The sequence below is a fragment of the Brachyspira sp. genome, from assembly GCF_029258575.1.
Classification (GTDB): Bacteria; Spirochaetota; Brachyspiria; order Brachyspirales; family Brachyspiraceae; genus Brachyspira.
Genome location: NZ_JARHYI010000100.1, coordinates 1 through 19,735 on the forward strand (window position 1 = coordinate 1; position 19,735 = coordinate 19,735).

Here is a 19,735-nt window from a genome sequence, read left to right on the forward strand (position 1 = left end):
TTTTTTTTCTGTTGTGTATTATACTGTTTCATAGATATTCCTTTTTGTTTTTTTTAGCAATTTAAATTATAAGGAATATCTCATTTTTTTTAAACTAAAAGTGTGCAATATCTATGGAACTTAAACACAATAATAAAAAATAATTGTCTTGCTAAAAAAAGAAATATATTGTATGATTTTCATAATGTCGGGGAGCTTTAAAAGGCTGAGAGGAAGTTTACATAATATTGTTAGCTTCGACCCTTATAACCTGTTTGGGTAATGCCAGCGTAGGGAATTCTCATTTATTTTCATTCGGCAATTAATAAAATGAGACCTTTTCTAAAGTTGGTCTTGTTTTATTAAACAAGGCTAAACATTTTAATAAAACAAGACAAACGGTGTTATAAAAATCTCTATTTTTATTTTAATCAAAGGAGCTTTTTATGACTTCAAAGCAAAAATTTATTGTTCTATTATTCTTCTCAATATTTTCATCATTATTAATATCATGTCAAAAAAAAGAAAAAAATATTAAAGATGAAATCACTATAAATTTGGGATATGAACTTAATACTATAGACCCAGCTTTAAATAAAGAAAGTTACGGATATATTTATATCAATCATGCATTTGAAGGACTTCTCAATAAAGATATAAAAGGAAATATTATAGGAGGCACTGCAGAAAAATGGGAAATAAGTGAGGATAATCTTGTATATACATTTTATTTAAGAGATGATGCCAAATGGTCTGACGGAAAAAAAGTAACAGCTGATGATTTTGTTTATTCTTATAGAAGAGCCTCTGATCCTAAAACAGCTTCCCCTTTAAGTTATTTAATGGAATATATAAAAAATGCTAAAGATATAATAAGAGGAAAACAGCCTATAGAAAATCTTGGTGTCAAAGCTATAGATGAAAATACACTTACAATAGAACTTGAATCTCCTACTATATATTTTACTGATATACTCGCTTCTGGAGGCGTTTATATGCCTGTGAGGAAAGATATAATAGAAAAATACGCAGATGATTGGACTTGGAAAGCTGAAAGCTATATTGGAAATGGTCCTTATAAAATGACTGAAAGAAAACCAGATGAATTAATAGTTTTTGAAATCAATACAAATTATTGGAATTATACTAATCAAGTTGCTAAAAAAATTAATTTTGTTTTAATAGCTGATGAATATATATCTCTCAATGCAGTTAGAACAGGAGATGTTCATTTTTCTATAAATGCACCTCCTATAGGTGAAATAGAAAATCTTATAAAAGATAATTTAATGGCGGTAAGTGATATTATAGGAGTTTATTATTTAGATTTGAATACTAAAGATAAAACGCTATCAGATAAAAGAGTAAGAAAGGCATTATCTCTTGCTATAGATAGAAATTATATAGTATCAAATATAGGATACGGAAAATTAATAGCTGCTGAGGCATTCGTAGCTCCTGTAATAAAAGGACTTGAAAAATCGTTTAGAGAAGAAAGCAGTAATTATATAATAGCCAATGATTATAATAAAAATGTAGAAGAAGCAAAAAAATTGTTAGCTGAAGCAGGATATTCTAATGGAGAAAATTTTCCAATTTTGGAAATAAAAGTATCGTCTGGATTTTATACTACTGTTATGGAAGCAGTTCAACAAATGTGGAAAAATACTCTTAATATAGATGTAGTAGTAAGAACAGAAGAATCTAAAATCACTTTGCCTTTCAGAGAATCTGGTAATTATCAAATAGCAAGAACTAGCTGGACTGGTGATTATAATGATCCGCTTACTATACTTCAAATTATGACTAGCTATAATGATATAAATTACGGAGGTTTTTCTAATGCAAGATATGATTATTTAATAGAATATGCCTCTTCTGCTACTAATGCCCAAAAAAGAATGGAAGCTTTAAAAGAAGCAGAATCTATACTTTTTGATGAAGTGCCAATTATACCTTTCATATACAGAACAGATTTTTTAATAGTTAATCCTAAATTGAAAAATTATATAGATGAACCTTTAGGAAGATATAGATTTAATTATGCATATATAGAAGAATAATATCAAATTTATAAAATAAAAAGGAGAACAAAATGAAATTTTCAGAGATAGTTTGGAAAAAAAATGAAGTAGTATATCAAAAAATCATTAATATGCCATTCAATAAAGAACTTATGGCAGGAACTTTAAACAAAGAAAAATTTGCATACTATATAGAACAGGATAGTTTATATTTAAAATACTATTCTAAAGCTTTGGCTGTAATTTCTTCAAAAATAGATAATGCAGATTACGCCTTGGCTTTTTTAAGATCATCTATGAACTCTTATATAGTAGAAGAAGAAATGGTACATAAATATTTCAGAGAGATTTTTAATTTCAAAAATACTAATAAAATTACAACTGCAAATATAGGATATACAAGTTTCTTAATCAATACTGCAAATACAGAAGCTTTTGAAGTAGCAGCATCTTCTATACTTCCATGCTTTTGGATATACAATGAAGTAGGAAAGTATATAAAAGAAAATGCTAATATTAACAATAATCCATATGAAAAGTGGATTGATACTTATGCTGATGAAGAGTTTTCAAAGGTCACTGAAAATATGATTAATATCATTGATGTTTTATATGATAATGCTTCAAATATCGTAAAAGAAAAAATGATAATTGCTTTTGATAAGGCTTTCATTTGGGAATATAAATTCTGGAATGATTCTTATAATTTAGATGATTTTTATAATATATAAATTATTTAAATTAATTGAAATTTTCACCTCTATATGATATGATGATTTTATCATACATATAGAGGGTATCTAAAATGAATAATACTTTAAGTTTGATAATAGGACTTATATTAACTTTCATAATATTAAGTACGGTAAGAAAAATAATATTAAATATAAGAAGTAAAGGTAAATTCAAAAATATAAATATAAATGATGCTGTTTCTATTTATCAAAATAATAAAGATGTAGGATTAATAGATGTAAGAAGCTACGGTGAAGTTCAGCAAAGCGGATATATAAAAAACAGTATAAATATAGCATTAGATGACAGCAAATTCGATGAAAAAATCTCCAAACTCGATAAAAACAAAGAGTATATAGTATATTGTGCAAGCGGCAGCCGTTCGTATATGGCTTGTATTCGTATGTATAAATTGGGTTTTACTAATATAAATAATCTTACAAGAGCAGGCTATTTTCAGCTTAATTCTCTTTTAAAATAATTATTAATATAATATATAAAAGAAATTAAAGTTGACATAATTTATTTAAATAATAAATACAAAAAAGTGAAGCTAATAAAAATTAAAATTCACCTTTTTGTATAAAAAACAGTAATTAAATAAATAATTTAATTAGTGTTTAAAATGTCTTATACCAGTAAATACCATAGCAATACCATGCTCATTACAGGCGTCTATAGATTCCTGATCTCTCATAGAACCTCCAGGCTGAATTATAGCTTTTATATTGTATTTGGCACAAGCATCAACAACATCTCTGAATGGGAAGAAAGCATCAGAAGCCATTACAATACCATCAACTGATCGCTCTAAAGCATCTTCGCAAGCCCAAATTCTGTTAGTTTGTCCGCTTCCTATACCTTTAGCCATAAAGTCTTTTATTACTACTATAGCATTAGATTTAGCATATTTCACAACCTTCATTCCAAATATTAAATTCTTCATTTCTTCATCAGTAGGCTTTTTCTCTGTTACTACTTTATAATCTTCTATTAAAGTGCTGTCTTCATCTTGTACAAGTAATCCGCCATCAACTTTAACAAGATTGATTTTATCTCTGGTATTAGTTGTATATTTTATAACTCTTAAATTCTTTTTACTCTTTAATACTTCCAAAGCCTCAGGTGTAAAGTCTTTAGCAATAACAATTTCCAAAAATATTTTAATAAGCTCTTTTGCAGTAGGCTCATCTACTGTAGAATTGAAAGCCACTATTCCGCCGAATATAGAAGTAGGATCGCAATTATATGTTCTATTATAAGACTCCAACACATTAGCACCTAAAGCAGCACCGCAAGGGGTAGAATGTTTTATAGCAGAACATGCATACTCATTTTTCAACTCATCAAATTCCAATACTATCTTCAAAGCTATATCCATATCTCTAATATTATTAAATGAAAGTTCCTTACCGTTTAACTGTTCAAAATCTTTCATAGAACCTTTATCTGTAGTTGATACATAATAGCTAGCCTTCTGATGAGGATTCTCTCCGTATCTTAATTCTTCCTGCAATACATAAGACATATTCAAATAATTAAGTTTTTTATATTCATTATTTTCTAATGAATTAAACATAAACTCAGAAACTGCAGCATCATAAGCAGAAGTTAAATTAAATACTTTAGAAGCTAAATATTTTCTAGTTTCAAAACTCACTTCCCCTTTTTCCATTTCATTTTTTACTAAATCATAATCTTTAACATCACTTATCACAACAACATCTTTGAAAGATTTAGCAGCAGAACGAAGCATAGTAGGTCCACCTATATCTATAAATTCAATTTTCTCTTCAAATTTCAATTTATCATCTTGAACCTTTTCAAAGAAAGGATAAAGATTAACTATAACCATATCTATAGGAGTTATTCCTCTCTTTTGTATAGTTTCCATATGAACAGGATTATCTCTTATAGCCAAAATTCCACCATGTATTTTAGGGTCTAAAGTTTTTACTCTGCCATCAAGCATTTCTTCAGCACCTGTAACTTCAGAAACATCTATAACAGGTATATTATTTTCTTTCAAATATTTATAAGTTCCTCCTGTAGAAACTATCTCAACATTCTTTGAAGTTAAAAACTTAGCAAAATCTAATATCCCATCTTTATAAAATACAGATATTAATGCTCTTTTTATCATTATGTCTGCTCCTAATAATCTTTTTATATTCTGAAAATAAATATCAAAATAGTTATACTATTATAATATAAAATAGTCTATTGTAAAGCGTAATTTATTTAAATAGATTTATAAAAATTTTAATAAAAAAGCATGATAATTCTCCTACCACCCAATTTTTTTATATAAGCATTTTTATAGAGTTATCATAATTGTAATTTTATGTTAACTATGATATAATGAACTTTTATATTATTTAATTCATTTAAATATAATTTTCATTATTAAAGTAAGGTTTAGATTATGAAACATTTTATTTCTTTTTGTTTTATCTTTATCACCCTAATATCTAATATATATGCAGCTACAACAGTAGATTTTAGATTATTTACAAGTTCTTATGCCTATAATGGCGAAAATACTCTATGGCAAGATACAAGAACAACATTAACATATTTTGAAAATTTCACTGAAGGGGCTTTCGATATAAAATTCAATGATTTTATAACTTTGAGAGTTGGAGCTTCAATATTTTTTCCATTCACATTTGAATTTCCTCATGGTATAAGAGTTTTTCCAATAGTAACTACTCAATTATCCAATGAATATATATCTTTAAGAATAGGAACTATGACAGGCGGTCATAATCTTCCTTCGCCTATAAGAGATCCTTTAATGGATATGACACCTGTTGTAAGATCTACTCCAGATAATACTTTAATATCAAAAGGACCTGAAGGTTATAAATATAATGAGCCTTTCACTCATGGTTATTATGAATACGGGGCTTCCTTTGAGTGGTTTAAAGGTGGAAAAGGTGAAATATATATGAACTGGCAAATACAGCATAATGCTAAACATAGAGAAAGATTCGATGTAGGACTTACATATGCTATGGACTTTGCCCATGATATAGCAACTCCTTATGCTGCTGTTCACTATTGGCATAATGGCGGACATGAATATCCTTTCGTACCAAAAACCCCAGCCATTACTGAAAATTATGTAGGTGCTATAGGTATTAATAGCTACTATTTATCTATACTTTATATGGCTTCTTATAATTTAGCCGATAGAGATGCTGAACCAGGAGTATTTGGTCATGGTTTATTCTTAAGAGGTACCATACCTGTCAAAACTTGGTTTGAAATAGAGCCTATAATATTTGTTTCTGGATGGTATATAAATAAAAAACATAAATTTATAAGTGTTGAAGGGGATCCTTTTTATAGAGTGCCTTTCTATTTCGGACTTAATATAAAGAAAGATTTTGTATTTGATAATGGAATAGTTTTGGGACTTGGATTTGTTAATGGATTATTCCTTAATGAAAAAAATGAAATAGGTATAAGATATGATCAGACTTTGCAATTTGATTTTACATATTTAGTACCTGTAAAAAAATAATAAATACATTTGTTTTATTGTATTCTATATTAAAAACTTTTATAACAATAAATTGATTTTATTAAAAAATATAGTAATATTTATTATTATAGGAGTTTTTTACTATGAAAGATAAAAAAGAAGTTAATCCAAATACAAATCATAAAATGATAAATCACGATGAAGCCAATTTTTCTCATGTGTATTTTTATAAATTATTATTTGAAGAAAAACCAGTACTCCCTAATATAGAAATAGTTAAGCAGAAAATCAGAAAAATTTATAAAGATACTGATACAGTTTCTTCAGATAAAGGTATTTACAGCATAGCAATAAATGATTTGAAAGTAAAATATAAAGATGATAAAGAAGTACCAGCTCAAATACTAATGCCTGATGCTATGGAATTTGATTATAGTACAATAAGCGATTATTACTATAGTCAGATGTGGGATATAAAAGAACCTAAAGAACTTATAAAAAATTGTAATTATGAGATAATGCTAAGCGATTTTTTAGCAGCTGGGCTTGATTATAAAAAAAGAACAATGCTTCTAAATGATTGGCTATACACAGCATTAAATTTATTTGATAACTGTGTAGCAGTATATAATGAACAAAGCGGAAAACTACTTCTGCCTGAACAAATACTTAATAATAGCTATCCGAAAGATTTTAGATTTATGCTTTCAGGTGTTAATATAAGACTTTTCAATGTTCAAAATTCTAATGATATTATCGTAGATACATTAGGATTATATGCCATAGGTTTGCCTGATATACAGTATCATTTTCATGATTTAAATGTTAATGATGTAATAAGTCATGCTTTGAATATAGCAGCTTATATATTTGATAATGGCGATATTATAAAAAGTGGCGATACTATACAGAGTATATTTGAAAATATACAGTGGAAATGTCAGTATGAAAAATCCTTGTTAAAACCTTATAGAGAAATACTTGATATTAATACTTTAGAATACGCTTCAGGAAAAAGACAAAATCAATAATTTTTATAAATACTAGACAACTATGTTTCCTAGTTTTTTATTTTTAAAATCTTTAAATCAAAAGAAAGTTTAAAAGTATGTAGTAGTAGTTACTGCAAGAAATATACAAATTAATTTTACTACTACTACCACTACTACTTTTACTCAAATTTATTTTATTAAATAATTAGTTTAAAAATTGTTTGTATTTTGTTGACTTTTAAATTATTTTGTGCGTATTAGTTAATGCGAAAGAAAAGTATAAAATGCATCAAGCAAAAGCCTTAGAAACTTTTGTAATCATTATAAGGGCATAAAATATGAAAGTTGATAGAAGCATAATACTATCTTCTTTGGAGTTGTATACTCTAAAGGAAAATAACAGTAATAGTTCTTTTAATTTAATAGTTAGAAATGCAGTAATGATTTCTCAATTTTATAATCCTTCTTGTATTTTTATCAGCAATAAAAATAAAGCCTCGTACCGCTTTCTATATATTTTTTTTGATTCTAAAATTCGTTAAAATAATAATTTATAGTCAGAAATTATAAAGCCCTATAATTAAATATAATCATAGGGCTTTTGTTTATTTAAAAGTTTTATTATACATAAAAATAGGCTGATACAAAAATATCATCCTATAAATAATTATTATTCCTTATAAGGAACTTTAATTATTCCTTTTTTTACATGATTTTTTCCTGTTTTAGGAGCAAGCCCTACTATATGAGCATCATATGGAAGAAGTATTAAAATCTCTCCTTGAGATAAAGTCAAACGAACAGTTCCCTCTCCTTCCCAATCATGATAATCTGAAGCCTCATCATAAGATTTTGGTTTTAATGTAGAAGTATTTGCTATTATAAAATCTTCAGAACCTTCAAAAATTATCTGAACATCAACATATTTTAAATGTGATTCCCAAGGCGGATTATCCTTGTTATCATACTCTACAACATTGATAAAAGCACCTTCACAAATTTCATTATCAAGTTTATGCTGACCAACTGATAATTTCTTTAAATCTTCATAATGATCTCTTACATAATTTTTAGCTTTCCATATAGAATCATGGAAATTTTGATTAAACTCACTTTTTATTGGTTTTAATATCATAAATAAATCCTCTTAATTTTTTATCTCTCTCACCTGTACTCGAGAACAAAAAGATAAAATTTTATAAATTATAATTTTGATAAATATTTATCAAACATATCTTTCAATATTTTCTTTTCAGATTTACCCAAAGGTTTAGAACCTATAGGAGTTCTGCAATAAGCAACAGCGGAAGGATCATAAAAAGTAATACATTCTTTAAGAGCTGGATATATTCCAACATTTAATAAAGTTGTAATAATATCATTCATATCATGCTGAATCTTTAAAGCTTTAGACATATCTTTAGCTTCAACTGCCTGTATAACTTTTTTAGCTAAAGGAGCTTGAATATTATAAGTAGAACCTATTCCAGATTTCAAACCATAAGAAGCATAAGCTATAAGCATCTCATCAAAACCAGCCCACATCATTTTATCAGGATATTTTTGTATTAATCTTTCAAGTAAGAATACATCAGAAGAAGTATACTTAATACCCATTACTCTTTTATCTTCAAATAATTTTCCAAATTCATCTAAAGAAATTTTATTATTAGAAAGAGTAGGTAAAAAATAAATTACCAAAGGAACTTTATTAGTAGCCTTCAATATAGTATTATAATATTTACTAATGTCAGCAAATGAAAATGGATAATAGTATGGAGTAACTGCAGATATTAAATCATACTCTAATTCTTCGGCCTTTTGAGCCATTTCACAAGCTTCATTAAGATTCAATGTACCAACATGTGCTATCAAAGGAATCTTTCCAGCAACTTCTTCTTTAGTTATTTCTAAAACAGCCATTCTCTCTTCTTTTGACATAAGAAGTCCTTCACCTGTAGAACCACCTACATACATACCGTCTACTTTCATACGGTCAATATTATGTCTTACATATTTTCTTAAGACTTTTTCATCTAATTTTCCACTTTTATTAAATGGAGTCATTAGTGCAGATAATATACCTTCACATCTGTTCATACTATTTCTCCTTAAAAATTATTTTCATACATAGAGTATGTTTAAGCTAATTATATTGTATAAAGTAAGTCCATTTTTTGCAATATCTTTACTCATTATTTTGTAAAAAATATTTGCAAACTATGATGTTTTTGTTATAATCTATACTAACAATAGTAATTTTACAGTTCAATCAAAAAAAATTGCGTGCTATGATATGAAAGGAAAATATAGTTTAATACTTCTCAATCTTATTTCTATAGTATTTCTAGTACTATTTCTATTATTAAATATAATTTCTATTTTATATTATGAAACTAAATTTATTTTTATATTATTATTAATTTTAATTTCATTATCCTTGATTCCTGCAATTATACTATATATAAAATTAATAAAATTAGTTAAAGATTATAAACAAGTTGAAGAAAAAAAATCAGACGGAAAAATATATAGACTTTTTAAAATAGATAGTACAATAATAAATGATTATCAAAAAGCTATAATAGATTTAAAAGAAAAAAATAGTTATATATTAGGCAGATACGATGTTTTAGATGAGATAAAAAAACAATATAAAAAAGATATGAAAAAAGCAAGAAAATTGCAGGAAAATATGATGCCCAAAAAAATGCCTAATGACAAAATAATAGAATCAGCATCTTTATACAAACCACTTGAATCTGTAGGCGGTGATTTTTATGATTATATTTATCTTGATGATGATAGGATATTATTCATAATTTCTGATATTAGTGGGCATGGTGTAGAGGCTGCCATTATAACAGCTATGCTAAAAACAGCTCTTGGAAATATAGCTCAATCATTTAAATCGCCTGCATCTTTCATATATGATGTAAATAATTATATAATAAAAATACTGCCCATAAATTATTACTTAACTATGATAGCAGTTGAGATTGATTTGAAAAATAAAACTATAAAATATTCTAATGCATCTCATACCCCTATGTTAATGCTTGACAATTCTGAAGTAAAAGAATATACAAAAGGTGGCACCATAATAGGACTTTTTCCTCAGGCATACTATGAAGAAGAAACTATAAATATAAAAAAAGATAATGTATTAATTTTCTATACTGATGGAGTAACTGAAGCATCAAGATCAAAAAATAAATATGATTTTTATGGTATAGATAGATTGAAAAAAGTTTTAATAAAAAATAAAAACAACAGAGCAGAAAATATTATAAGCAACATAGAAAAAGATTTCTATGATTATCTTTCATATATGTCACCTGATGATGACTTCACTATAGTAGCATTCAAAATAAAAATATAAGACGATTTTTTATATATTATTTAATTTTTTTATATAAAACAACATCCATATCAGTTTCTACAAGCTCGCCTAATTTAGGAACTATTGTTTTAAAATGTTCTGAATTATTATGACTTTCTATAGATTTTTCATCTTTCCATTCTTCTATAAAAGTAAGATATTTTCCATCTGTACTTTCACATAAATCATATAAAATACATCCATCTTCTTTTCTGCTTTTTTCTATAAGTTCACTTGCAGTTTCAATAAATTTAGCTTTATTTTCCTGCTTCACAATATTTCTTGCCACTATTTTAATCATATTTCTACTCCTTTTGTATTTATTATTTATTTTTTTATTGTATTTATTTTGTGCTATTATAGGAGATTCAAATAATGCAATTTTAACTGCTTCAATAACATCATTTGCTATTACCCCAGATAATTCTTCTTTCTCTTTTTTACTGAAAGATGAAAGCACATAATCATTAACCTTTTTACCAGCAGGAGGTCTTCCTATACCTACCCTTATTCTAGTAAAATCATCATTTTGTAAATGAGCAATCAAACTTTTAATTCCGTTATGTCCCCCAGAACTACCACCTTTTTTTATTTTGAAAGTACCGAAAGGTATATCCATATCATCATATATAACTATTATATCTTCAGATTTTATGTTAAAAAATTTGGATATATATATAACTGATTCTCCAGAGAGATTCATAAAAGTCTGAGGCTTTAGAAGTATATATTCTATATCTTTATATTTTGTTCTTGAATATAATGACTTTTTTTTATTATTATCAAAATTAATATTGAAATGTGTAGCTATTTTATCTACAAGAATGAAACCAACATTATGTCTATGGTTTTTATACTCTTCTCCGGGATTTCCAAGTCCAACAATTAATTTAGTCATAATGAATATTTCTTTTTAGCTGCCTGAGGAGACTCAAATAAAGCAGTACAAACAGCTTCTACAATATTTTCAGATATATCTCTTATTTTTTTTCTTTCATCTTTTGTAAAGGGAGCTAAAAGAAAATCAGCTTTTTCCTCATCTTCAGGGCAAGCACTTATACCTACACCTATTTTAGTGAAATTATAACTTTTTAGAGATTTTCTTATACTAATAACACCATTATGATCTATATCAGAATTATCTAAATCCCCTTCAGATTCATCATTAGTTGAAGGTATAACTCTAAATTCACCAATAGCTATATCAGTATCATCATAAATAACTATAATATTTTCAACAGTTATTTTCATAAAGCTTGCCATATAAAGGGCAGCTTCTCCAGAAAGATTCATAAAGGTTTGAGGCTTTAGAAGTAAGTATTCTATTTTGCCTGATTTACCCTTTCCAAAAACTGTTTTTTTCTTTTTTATATCGAGTTCTACATTAAGTTTTTTTGCAACTCTATCCAAAATCATATATCCAACATTATGTCTATGATTTTTATACTGCTCTCCTGGGTTACCTAGTCCCATTACTAATTTCATCATATAATAGTAATCCTAGAACTATATTATGCATCTGCACCTTTATTAGCATCTTCATCTTGAGCAGTAACTACAGTAACAACTGCTTTAGAAGCATCTCCTACAGGATCAACTCCTTCAGGGAATTTAATATCACTAATATGCAAACTGTCTCCTACTTTTAACTCGCTAACATCAACAACTAATTCTCTAGGTATAGAACCTGGGAAAGCTTTTATATTTAAGCCGTATTCAACCTGCTCTAAAGTACCACCTCCTAAACGAACACCTTCAGGAGTACCTTCTATGTGAATAGGTACATAAGTTTTGATTTTTTTATTTCTGTCAATTTCATAAAAATCAATATGTCTAATACTTCTTTTAATACCGTCTATTTGATAATCTTTCACTAATACTTCTCTAGCTTTATCATTTTCTATATCTAAAGTGATTATATCATGCTGACCTGCTAAAGAAAAAACTTTAACAAATTCTTTTAACTCTACAGCAATAGAATATTGATTTTCTCTTCCATAAAGAGTAGCTAAAGCATAGCCTTCATTTCTTAATTTGTGTCCAACACTTTTAAATTTAGTATCTCTCTGTAAAGCTTTAATAGTATAATTCTCACTCATTTTTCTTTCCTTTTATTTTACTTATCAAATAGAACGCTTATAGAAAGCTCCATATGAATATGTCTGATAGCATCGGCAATTATAGGAGCTACTGAAAGAACTTCTATTTTACTTCCTAATCTATCTTTCATAACTTTCAAGCTATCTGTTATATAAAGCTTTTCTATATCACTGGCATTAATTCTCTCATAAACATCGCCTGAGCATACTGCATGTGTTATAAATACATATATTTTTCTCATACCAGCCTTTTTCAAAGCCTGCATACTTTTTATAAGAGTACCGCCTGTATCTATTATATCATCTATAATAATAGCATCTTTGCCATTAACATCGCCTATAATATTCATTACCTCGCATTCATTGGCTCTGTCTCTTCTTTTGTCTATTATAGCTATATCAAGATTAAGCTGTTTTGCTATGGCTCTAGCTCTTCCAACTCCTCCTATATCAGGAGAAACTATAATAGAATTAGACATATCAAGATCTTTTCTGATTTTATCCAAAAATACATTTTTAGAAAGCATGTGATCTACAGGAATATCAAAAAAACCTTGTATCTGTGCCGCATGCAAATCTAAAGCTAAAACCCTATGAGCACCAGATTCTGATAGAAGATTAGCTACCAATTTAGCTGTTATAGGTACTCTAGGCTCATTTTTCCTATCTTGTCTTGAATAACCATAATAAGGTATAACTGCTGTAATTCTTTTAGCACTAGCTCTTTTTAACGCATCGATAACACAGTAAAGTTCCATCCAATTTTCACTGCTAGAAGGACGTCCAGTAGCCTGTATAACATAGGTATCCTTATTCCTAACTGTCTCTTCTATTTGTACAAAAGTTTCACCATCGGCAAACTTTCGTATTTCCATATTGCCTAATTTCAGACCTAGATTAGCTACAACATCTTTCGACAATTGAGGATTTGCTGTACCACTTAATATTAATATTTCGTCTGCTATTCCCATTTAAATACCATTATAAGAGAAAAGTTGGGGTGGAAGGATTCGAACCCTCGAATAATTGGACCAAAACCAATTGTCTTACCGCTTGACGACACCCCAGTACTAACAAATTAATTTTTAGTTCTACGAGTTTTATATTCTACTATACAAATAAAATTTGTCAATACCTTTTGATAAATATTTTTCAAATTTTATTCATAATTTTAAATTTAAATAAAAAAATTATTTTTAAATCATTGATAAAAAATAAAAATAGGATATTATGTGTATATAATTTTTTAAGGCTAAATTATGGATATAGACTTGGATAAATATATTCCAATAGATTTAAATTTTATAAAAAACAATATAGATATTATAAAATTCAATACCCCCGAACTTATATGCACAAGTAATGATAATATACATTTGATTATACCAAATCATAAAATTGACATACTATTGGATAAATCGTATATCAATTCAGATATATTCAATAATTTTTATATAAATAAAAATTCTAAATCAATAATAGATTTAATACTGCAGCTTCAAAATAAAGATAAATACAAGCAAATTAAAAATATAAATCAATTTCTTAAAGTATATAAAGATTGTTTGCCAGATTCTGAAAATACAAAAAGATTTGAATATGAAATATTAGAATTAATTTTGGAAAAAACTCCAAAAGAAAGATTTATGTCTTTAAAAAATTATATTGATATATTAAATCAATACTACAATGATAAATTATATTCAGATGCAATACAATATATATTAAACATTATAACAGAACTTGCTTTTATAGAGAGAGCAAATTTAATTCATCTTGTTAATGCTGCAAAGGATCAGATAAATCAAATATATTTTGATAATGTTGAATATTATGATACTCAATATATGCAAAATAGTCTAATATTATCCGTTACAAAACTTATAAATAAAATATATCCTAATATTAGTTTATTTTACGGATTTACTAATTTTAATTGCAGAAATGTTATAGGGCATGGAAATAGAGTTTTCATAACTTTTATAGAATTTATGTTTTACTATAATGAACAAATAGATAATCAATTAAATCTGAAAACTATTATTAATTTTGATAAGAAATTTTCAGGCTATTACAAAAATGTTTTTAATAAATACAAAATATATAAAAAGAATATTAGATTTGAAGATATTTTTAAAAACGGATTAAAAAAAATATCATTAGAAAATATAGCTAATTTTGCTTCTGGAGCATTTTGGCATGATGTTGTAAAAATAAAACAGTTAGATTACATAAATATAGACAAGACTGATGATTATATTAAGGAATCAACTTCGCATGCTATTAAAGGTTATCAGTTTTTAAAACTATTTAGAAATTATAATGATGATATATCTTTAATGGTTGGAATGCATCATGAATATTATGGCTACGGATATAGTATTTTAACAACAATAATGCATACACATCTAAAAGAAAATAAATCTATTAATCCAATGTGGCTTATATCTGATAATGCTTATGATGTAGAAACATTACAAAGTTTAGCATTTTTCCCAGCTAAAATACTTGATATAATTGATATATTTGATACTACTGTAATGCCTCAAAAAAATTATGACAGAAAAGAAATGAATACAAAAGATGCGATAGAATTTATATATAATAATTATATAGTTAAAGAAACTCAATTAGATCCTATATTGTTCAAATTATTTGTAGATTTTTTAATGGATATCAAAAAAGAAAATATACAAAATCCTTTGAAAATATAATTATCAATATTCCCCTTCTTCATTGCCAATATAGTATTTAAACACTTCATAAGGAGAATATACACCTAAATCGGTTACAACTGCACTAACCAAATGTGGCGGAGTATAATCAAATGCAGGATAAAAACCTTTCACCCCTTCTTTAGAAGTTTTCACTCCCATAGCTTCAGTTACAAGTTTTTCATCTCTGAATTCAAAATGCACATCTTCAAGTCCATGATAACCTTTATCAGGAGCACCTGTTACAAAATAAGGTATTCCCAAATATTTAGCTACTATTGCTATTTGGAAAGTTCCTATTTTATTTACTACCGCTCCATTAAGACATATTAAATCTGCAGCAGAAGTAAATACATCTATTTTTTTCTCCTGCATAGTATAAGCCACCATATTATCAGTTATAACGGTTACATCTGCCCCCTGATCATAAGCTACGGTTGCAGTTAATCTTGCACCTTGAAAATAAGGTCTTGTTTCTGCACATACCACTTTTATATCTTTATTTTTATTTTGAAACTCCTGTATCATAAAGCCGACTATAGACTCCCCGAAACATTGTGTAAGTATAGTTCCTTTATCTGGATACATTGATACAAGATTTTCTGCTATTTTTTTTATTTTAGAATATCTTTTTGTAGAAAGTTCTACACCTCTATTGAACATAGCTTCTATAGGGTCTTTACCCAACTTTATAGCTTCTATTCCAGCCTCTAAACAGGATTTAGTTATAAGCATCATTCTTCCACTTGTAGTAGGTCTTGAATTAGCCAAAGTATTACATGCATGTGATAAATAATCTATTCTATCATTTCCATCTAAATGTTTAGATTCATATCCTGCCAATGCCATACCCATAGCAACAGCTAAATAAGGTCCTGCACTTTGAGTTACCATATCAGCTATAGCCTTTGACACTTCTTTATGAGTTTTGCATTCTACAAAATGCACTTTATTAGGGTAAACTCTTCTATCCAATATTTTAACACATCCATCATCATACCAAGCTACATTTTCAAATTGAAGCATAAAAGCTAATTCTTTATCTACCCTATTAATCATAAAAAACCTCAATAATATTTTATAAATCTATATTGTCTATGATATTATCTATAAATTTCATAAACTTTTCTTCTTCAGGAAGCCTATCTCTATATGAAAGACATTCAATCCCTATATTTAAAAGTATATATTCTACATTTTTTCTAGTATCAGCATCATCAATAGATTCTATTTCTTTTACTCTGGCACAACCAGTAGTTCTTCTAAGTATTTCAAGCCCACAAATTCCAAAAGCAGTTTTTAATACATCAAAAAGATAATACTCTATATAATCATCATTTTTTACAGATATATCATTGCAGTCATTAAAAAATTTAGTGATAAATTTGTTTTTAAAAAGTCTCAAAATATCTTCTATAACATTGAATAGGAAAGATCTATAATTTTTATCCTTTGTAACATTTGAATGATAAACATAAGCAAATATAAAGTTAGCCATAATAGTACCTAAATCATAACCTATAGGTCCATAAAAAGCAAACTCACAGTCCATAACCTTAATATAATTTTCATTCACAAATATAGAACCAGTATGCAAATCACCATGAATCAAAGCTTGAGCATTATTCATAAACTCATACTTTAATTTAGCTGCTTCCAATTGTAATTGTTTGTTATTATATAAATTATCATTAACAAATTCCTTCAATTGCTCAGAAAAAACATTCTCATTAAGAACATTAAAAAAAGGTTCTCTAAATATAAGTTCTTCGCTTATTTTACAAAGTTCTTTATTTGTATACTTCACAGCATTCTCTTTTTTGGCAAAAGGCTCCATAAAAAAATCCGCTGTAGATAATGTACTTTCAACCAAAAAGTCTGTTAATTGTTCCTGTAAATGATTATATATTTGCCCCTTAATAAGAGCATCTCTTAATACAATAAAATCTTTTAAATCTTCCATCACAAACAAATTCATCACTCTATCTATATGAATTATTTTTGGTGATAAATCTGGAAGAATACTTCCGTAATAAGATAAAATTTCTGCTTCTCTAGAATTTCTATTAGTATCTAATACTCTTCCAGATGAATTACTTCTAGTATGAACTCCAGCCTGTTTAAGTATTATTGATTCTTTACCATTGCTTATTCTATATACATAATTTATATTGCCGTCGCCTATTTCTTTACAAGTTATATTATCATTTTGAGAAAAATATTTTAACTCATTTTTAACATATAATAATACATCTTTATCTTCCATTAAAAAATATTCTTTGAATTCTAACATAATAAAAATCCGAAATAAATTTACTACTTTAACTAATATAGCATAAAAAGTATAAATATCAATATATTTATATTATAATAAAATTATCATAATTAAATTTTACATTGCTCTTAAAAAACATAAAAATAAATTACAATAAATAAAAACTAATTATAGAGATTGTGATAATACTATGTTTTATATGATAAATATTTTATAATTAGTGAAACTATTATATAAAAAATACGCATAATTAATTAAAATTAGGATTAAATAGATAATATACCTTGACTTTGAGTGTATTTTGTACTATAATAATACCAAATATATATATTTAATTTTGGTATTAAGGGGTTAATTTATTATGAAAGTTATAGTAATTGGTTGTAACCATGCTGGTACATGGGCTGCAAAAACATTAAAAGCTACTGATCCTAATTGTCAGGTGGTTACTTATGACAGAAATGACAATATATCTTTCTTAGCTTGCGGTATAGCTCTTTGGGTTGGAGGAGTAGTTAAAGATCCTAAAGGTTTATTTTATGCTAATCCAGAAGGCTTAAAGTCTGAAGGTATTGAAGTTCATATGGGACATGAGATAGTTAACATAGACTGGGCTAATAAGAAGTTAAAAGTTAAAGAACTAAAAACTGGTAAAGAATTTGAAGATAATTATGACAAACTTATTCTTGCTACTGGTTCTTGGCCTGTAACTCCTCCTATTGAAGGTTTAAAACAAGAAGGTACTAAATATGGTCTTAAAAAAGGTATTTTCTTCTCTAAACTTTATCAACAAGGACAGGAAATTATTGACGAATTGAAAAAGCAAGAAATACAAAGAGTTATGGTAGTTGGTGCTGGTTATATAGGTGTTGAGCTTATCGAAGCATTCAAAAACCATGGTAAACAAGTTATGTTAATGGAATCTATGCCTAGAGTTATGGCTAACTATTTCGACAAAGAAATTACTGATGAAGCTGAAAAGAGAATCAAAGAAGCTGGAATAGAAATGCACTTAGGTGAAACTGTTATGAAATTTGAAGGTGATGACCGAGTTAAAAAAGTTGTTACTGACAAAGGTTCTTATGATGTAGATATGGTTATTATGTCTGTTGGTTTTAGACCTAATAGCGAACTTTACAAAGATTATTTAGAAACTCTTCCTAACGGTGCTATCGTAGTAGATACTACTATGAAAACTACCAAAGATCCTGATGTATTTGCTATAGGTGACTGTGCTTCTGTATATTCATGCTCTTCAAAAAGCAATGAGTATATAGCTTTAGCTACTAATGCTGTAAGAATGGGTATTGTTGCTGCTAATAATGTTTTAGGTAAAAAAGTTAATTACTGTGGTACTCAAGGCTCTAATGCTATATGCGTATTCGGTTACAATATGGCTTCTACTGGTTGGTCTGAAGAAACTGCTAAGAAAAAAGGATTAAAAGTTAAATCTAATTTCCTTAAAGATGCTGAAAGACCTGAATTTATGCCTAGCTATGAAGATGTATTAGTGAAAATCATCTATATGGAAGATACAGGACGCATAGTTGGTGCTCAAATAGCTTCTAAACATAATCATGCTGAAGCTATACATGCATTCTCTCTTGCTATAGCAAATGAAATGACTGTACAAGACTTTGCATTATCTGACTTCTTCTTCTTACCTCACTATAACAAACCATTATCTTGGATGACTATGGTTGCTTATACTGCTAAATAGCTAAATAATTGATAAAAATAAGCTTCGGTAAAAATATTTTTCCGGAGCTTTTTTATTGTTACTTTATTTATAAGTTTATAAGTAAAATCCAACTTATTAATTTTATTTGACAAATATAATATAATATAATATAATATAATATTAATCATTATCTTAAAAAGGGTTAAAAATGAAATCAATACATTCTTTGTCTTTTAGAATTCCTTTTATTATTAGTATAGTAATAATAATTACGGTTTTTATAATTACTTTTTTATCTACATACCAATTAAAAAAATCCATAGAAGATAGTGCTTTAGATGGTTTTTCTACAACAGCTACTGGT

At 27.2% G+C, this 19,735-nt stretch carries 17 protein-coding genes, 1 tRNA gene and 1 riboswitch; of the genes, 8 read left to right on the top strand and 10 right to left on the bottom strand.

The window, feature by feature from the left end; genetic code table 11:
• The first annotated feature begins 178 nt into the window (after positions 1-178).
• Positions 179-293, top strand: a riboswitch (TPP riboswitch).
• Between the two features lie 132 nt (positions 294-425).
• The 3 genes from Q1J76_RS07745 to Q1J76_RS07755 all read left to right on the top strand — a co-directional run bounded on the left by Q1J76_RS07745 (position 426) and on the right by Q1J76_RS07755 (position 3,219).
• Complete coding sequence (locus Q1J76_RS07745; RefSeq protein ID WP_300369312.1) at positions 426-2,042, top strand: peptide ABC transporter substrate-binding protein; 1,617 nt, start codon at positions 426-428, stop codon at positions 2,040-2,042.
• 32 nt (positions 2,043-2,074) lie between these two features.
• On the top strand, positions 2,075-2,734 hold the full coding sequence (locus Q1J76_RS07750) for a TenA family protein (RefSeq protein WP_300369315.1): 660 nt from the start codon (positions 2,075-2,077) through the stop codon (positions 2,732-2,734).
• Positions 2,735-2,808: 74 nt separating this feature from the next.
• Entirely contained in the window at positions 2,809-3,219 is a 411-nt protein-coding gene (locus Q1J76_RS07755) for a rhodanese-like domain-containing protein (protein ID WP_300369318.1), read from the top strand.
• 132 nt (positions 3,220-3,351) lie between these two features.
• On the opposite strand, the gene purH is transcribed toward Q1J76_RS07755, so the two are convergent.
• Entirely contained in the window at positions 3,352-4,881 is a 1,530-nt protein-coding gene (purH, locus tag Q1J76_RS07760; RefSeq protein WP_300369322.1) for a bifunctional phosphoribosylaminoimidazolecarboxamide formyltransferase/IMP cyclohydrolase, read from the bottom strand.
• Positions 4,882-5,163: 282 nt separating this feature from the next.
• On the opposite strand from purH, the gene Q1J76_RS07765 reads away from it, so the two are divergent.
• Both Q1J76_RS07765 and Q1J76_RS07770 read left to right on the top strand, forming a co-directional pair.
• Entirely contained in the window at positions 5,164-6,267 is a 1,104-nt protein-coding gene (locus Q1J76_RS07765; protein ID WP_300369325.1) for a hypothetical protein, read from the top strand.
• A gap of 104 nt (positions 6,268-6,371) precedes the next feature.
• A complete protein-coding gene (locus tag Q1J76_RS07770) occupies positions 6,372-7,259 on the top strand; it encodes a DUF4261 domain-containing protein (protein WP_300369327.1) in 888 nt (295 codons plus the stop codon).
• Between the two features lie 631 nt (positions 7,260-7,890).
• On the opposite strand, the gene Q1J76_RS07775 is transcribed toward Q1J76_RS07770, so the two are convergent.
• Together Q1J76_RS07775 and Q1J76_RS07780 are read right to left on the bottom strand one after the other, a co-directional pair.
• Positions 7,891-8,355 carry a NanQ anomerase/TabA/YiaL family protein gene (locus Q1J76_RS07775; protein ID WP_300369330.1) on the bottom strand — a complete coding sequence of 155 codons (465 nt, stop codon included), beginning with the start codon at positions 8,353-8,355 and terminating at the stop codon, positions 7,891-7,893.
• 68 nt (positions 8,356-8,423) lie between these two features.
• The gene (locus Q1J76_RS07780) at positions 8,424-9,320 is read right to left on the bottom strand and encodes an N-acetylneuraminate lyase (protein ID WP_300369333.1); all 897 of its coding nucleotides are present in this window, start codon (positions 9,318-9,320) and stop codon (positions 8,424-8,426) included.
• 196 nt (positions 9,321-9,516) lie between these two features.
• Between Q1J76_RS07780 and Q1J76_RS07785 the strand changes: the two genes are divergently transcribed.
• The gene (locus tag Q1J76_RS07785) at positions 9,517-10,602 is read left to right on the top strand and encodes a PP2C family protein-serine/threonine phosphatase (RefSeq protein ID WP_300369336.1); all 1,086 of its coding nucleotides are present in this window, start codon (positions 9,517-9,519) and stop codon (positions 10,600-10,602) included.
• Between the two features lie 16 nt (positions 10,603-10,618).
• Here Q1J76_RS07785 and pth (Q1J76_RS07790) read toward each other — a convergent pair whose 3' ends face one another.
• The 5 genes from pth (Q1J76_RS07790) to Q1J76_RS07810 all read right to left on the bottom strand — a co-directional run bounded on the left by pth (Q1J76_RS07790) (position 10,619) and on the right by Q1J76_RS07810 (position 13,768).
• Positions 10,619-11,500 (bottom strand): aminoacyl-tRNA hydrolase, encoded by an 882-nt coding sequence (pth, locus tag Q1J76_RS07790; RefSeq protein ID WP_300369339.1) that lies wholly within the window; start codon positions 11,498-11,500, stop codon positions 10,619-10,621.
• Positions 11,497-12,090 carry an aminoacyl-tRNA hydrolase gene (gene pth / locus Q1J76_RS07795; protein ID WP_300369342.1) on the bottom strand — a complete coding sequence of 198 codons (594 nt, stop codon included), beginning with the start codon at positions 12,088-12,090 and terminating at the stop codon, positions 11,497-11,499. Before pth (Q1J76_RS07795) ends, pth (Q1J76_RS07790) begins: the two co-directional genes overlap by 4 nt.
• A 23-nt stretch (positions 12,091-12,113) precedes the next feature.
• The gene (locus Q1J76_RS07800) at positions 12,114-12,701 is read right to left on the bottom strand and encodes a 50S ribosomal protein L25 (RefSeq protein WP_300369345.1); all 588 of its coding nucleotides are present in this window, start codon (positions 12,699-12,701) and stop codon (positions 12,114-12,116) included.
• A gap of 17 nt (positions 12,702-12,718) precedes the next feature.
• Positions 12,719-13,672 (bottom strand): ribose-phosphate diphosphokinase, encoded by a 954-nt coding sequence (locus Q1J76_RS07805; RefSeq protein ID WP_300369348.1) that lies wholly within the window; start codon positions 13,670-13,672, stop codon positions 12,719-12,721.
• Positions 13,673-13,696: 24 nt separating this feature from the next.
• Positions 13,697-13,768 (bottom strand) — tRNA-Gln (locus Q1J76_RS07810).
• A 192-nt stretch (positions 13,769-13,960) separates the two neighbouring features.
• Here Q1J76_RS07810 and Q1J76_RS07815 point away from each other — a divergent pair.
• The gene (locus Q1J76_RS07815) at positions 13,961-15,415 is read left to right on the top strand and encodes an HD-GYP domain-containing protein (protein ID WP_300369350.1); all 1,455 of its coding nucleotides are present in this window, start codon (positions 13,961-13,963) and stop codon (positions 15,413-15,415) included.
• 3 nt (positions 15,416-15,418) lie between these two features.
• On the opposite strand, the gene Q1J76_RS07820 is transcribed toward Q1J76_RS07815, so the two are convergent.
• Together Q1J76_RS07820 and mtnK are read right to left on the bottom strand one after the other, a co-directional pair.
• Positions 15,419-16,474, bottom strand: a complete 1,056-nt coding sequence (locus tag Q1J76_RS07820) for an S-methyl-5-thioribose-1-phosphate isomerase (protein ID WP_300369353.1) — start codon at positions 16,472-16,474, stop codon at positions 15,419-15,421.
• Positions 16,475-16,493: 19 nt separating this feature from the next.
• Positions 16,494-17,708, bottom strand: a complete 1,215-nt coding sequence (mtnK, locus tag Q1J76_RS07825; protein WP_300369356.1) for an S-methyl-5-thioribose kinase — start codon at positions 17,706-17,708, stop codon at positions 16,494-16,496.
• Positions 17,709-18,051: 343 nt separating this feature from the next.
• Between mtnK and Q1J76_RS07830 the strand changes: the two genes are divergently transcribed.
• A complete protein-coding gene (locus Q1J76_RS07830) occupies positions 18,052-19,410 on the top strand; it encodes an FAD-dependent oxidoreductase (RefSeq protein WP_300369359.1) in 1,359 nt (452 codons plus the stop codon).
• Positions 19,411-19,735 lie beyond the last annotated feature (325 nt).

What these genes read in the sequence shown, in the direction of transcription:
- pth (WP_300369339.1), bottom strand. Translation starts at nt 11,500, where the DNA reads ATGACTAAATTAATTGTTGGACTTGGAAATCCCGGAGAAGAGTATAAA.
- Q1J76_RS07765 (WP_300369325.1), top strand. Translation starts at nt 5,164, where the DNA reads ATGAAACATTTTATTTCTTTTTGTTTTATCTTTATCACCCTAATATCT.
- Q1J76_RS07775 (WP_300369330.1), bottom strand. Translation starts at nt 8,355, where the DNA reads ATGATATTAAAACCAATAAAAAGTGAGTTTAATCAAAATTTCCATGAT.
- Q1J76_RS07805 (WP_300369348.1), bottom strand. Translation starts at nt 13,672, where the DNA reads ATGGGAATAGCAGACGAAATATTAATATTAAGTGGTACAGCAAATCCT.
- Q1J76_RS07770 (WP_300369327.1), top strand. Translation starts at nt 6,372, where the DNA reads ATGAAAGATAAAAAAGAAGTTAATCCAAATACAAATCATAAAATGATA.
- Q1J76_RS07830 (WP_300369359.1), top strand. Translation starts at nt 18,052, where the DNA reads ATGAAAGTTATAGTAATTGGTTGTAACCATGCTGGTACATGGGCTGCA.
- purH (WP_300369322.1), bottom strand. Translation starts at nt 4,881, where the DNA reads ATGATAAAAAGAGCATTAATATCTGTATTTTATAAAGATGGGATATTA.
- pth (WP_300369342.1), bottom strand. Translation starts at nt 12,090, where the DNA reads ATGATGAAATTAGTAATGGGACTAGGTAACCCAGGAGAGCAGTATAAA.
- Q1J76_RS07780 (WP_300369333.1), bottom strand. Translation starts at nt 9,320, where the DNA reads ATGAACAGATGTGAAGGTATATTATCTGCACTAATGACTCCATTTAAT.
- mtnK (WP_300369356.1), bottom strand. Translation starts at nt 17,708, where the DNA reads ATGTTAGAATTCAAAGAATATTTTTTAATGGAAGATAAAGATGTATTA.
- Q1J76_RS07750 (WP_300369315.1), top strand. Translation starts at nt 2,075, where the DNA reads ATGAAATTTTCAGAGATAGTTTGGAAAAAAAATGAAGTAGTATATCAA.
- Q1J76_RS07745 (WP_300369312.1), top strand. Translation starts at nt 426, where the DNA reads ATGACTTCAAAGCAAAAATTTATTGTTCTATTATTCTTCTCAATATTT.
- Q1J76_RS07785 (WP_300369336.1), top strand. Translation starts at nt 9,517, where the DNA reads ATGAAAGGAAAATATAGTTTAATACTTCTCAATCTTATTTCTATAGTA.
- Q1J76_RS07815 (WP_300369350.1), top strand. Translation starts at nt 13,961, where the DNA reads ATGGATATAGACTTGGATAAATATATTCCAATAGATTTAAATTTTATA.
- Q1J76_RS07755 (WP_300369318.1), top strand. Translation starts at nt 2,809, where the DNA reads ATGAATAATACTTTAAGTTTGATAATAGGACTTATATTAACTTTCATA.
- Q1J76_RS07800 (WP_300369345.1), bottom strand. Translation starts at nt 12,701, where the DNA reads ATGAGTGAGAATTATACTATTAAAGCTTTACAGAGAGATACTAAATTT.
- Q1J76_RS07820 (WP_300369353.1), bottom strand. Translation starts at nt 16,474, where the DNA reads ATGATTAATAGGGTAGATAAAGAATTAGCTTTTATGCTTCAATTTGAA.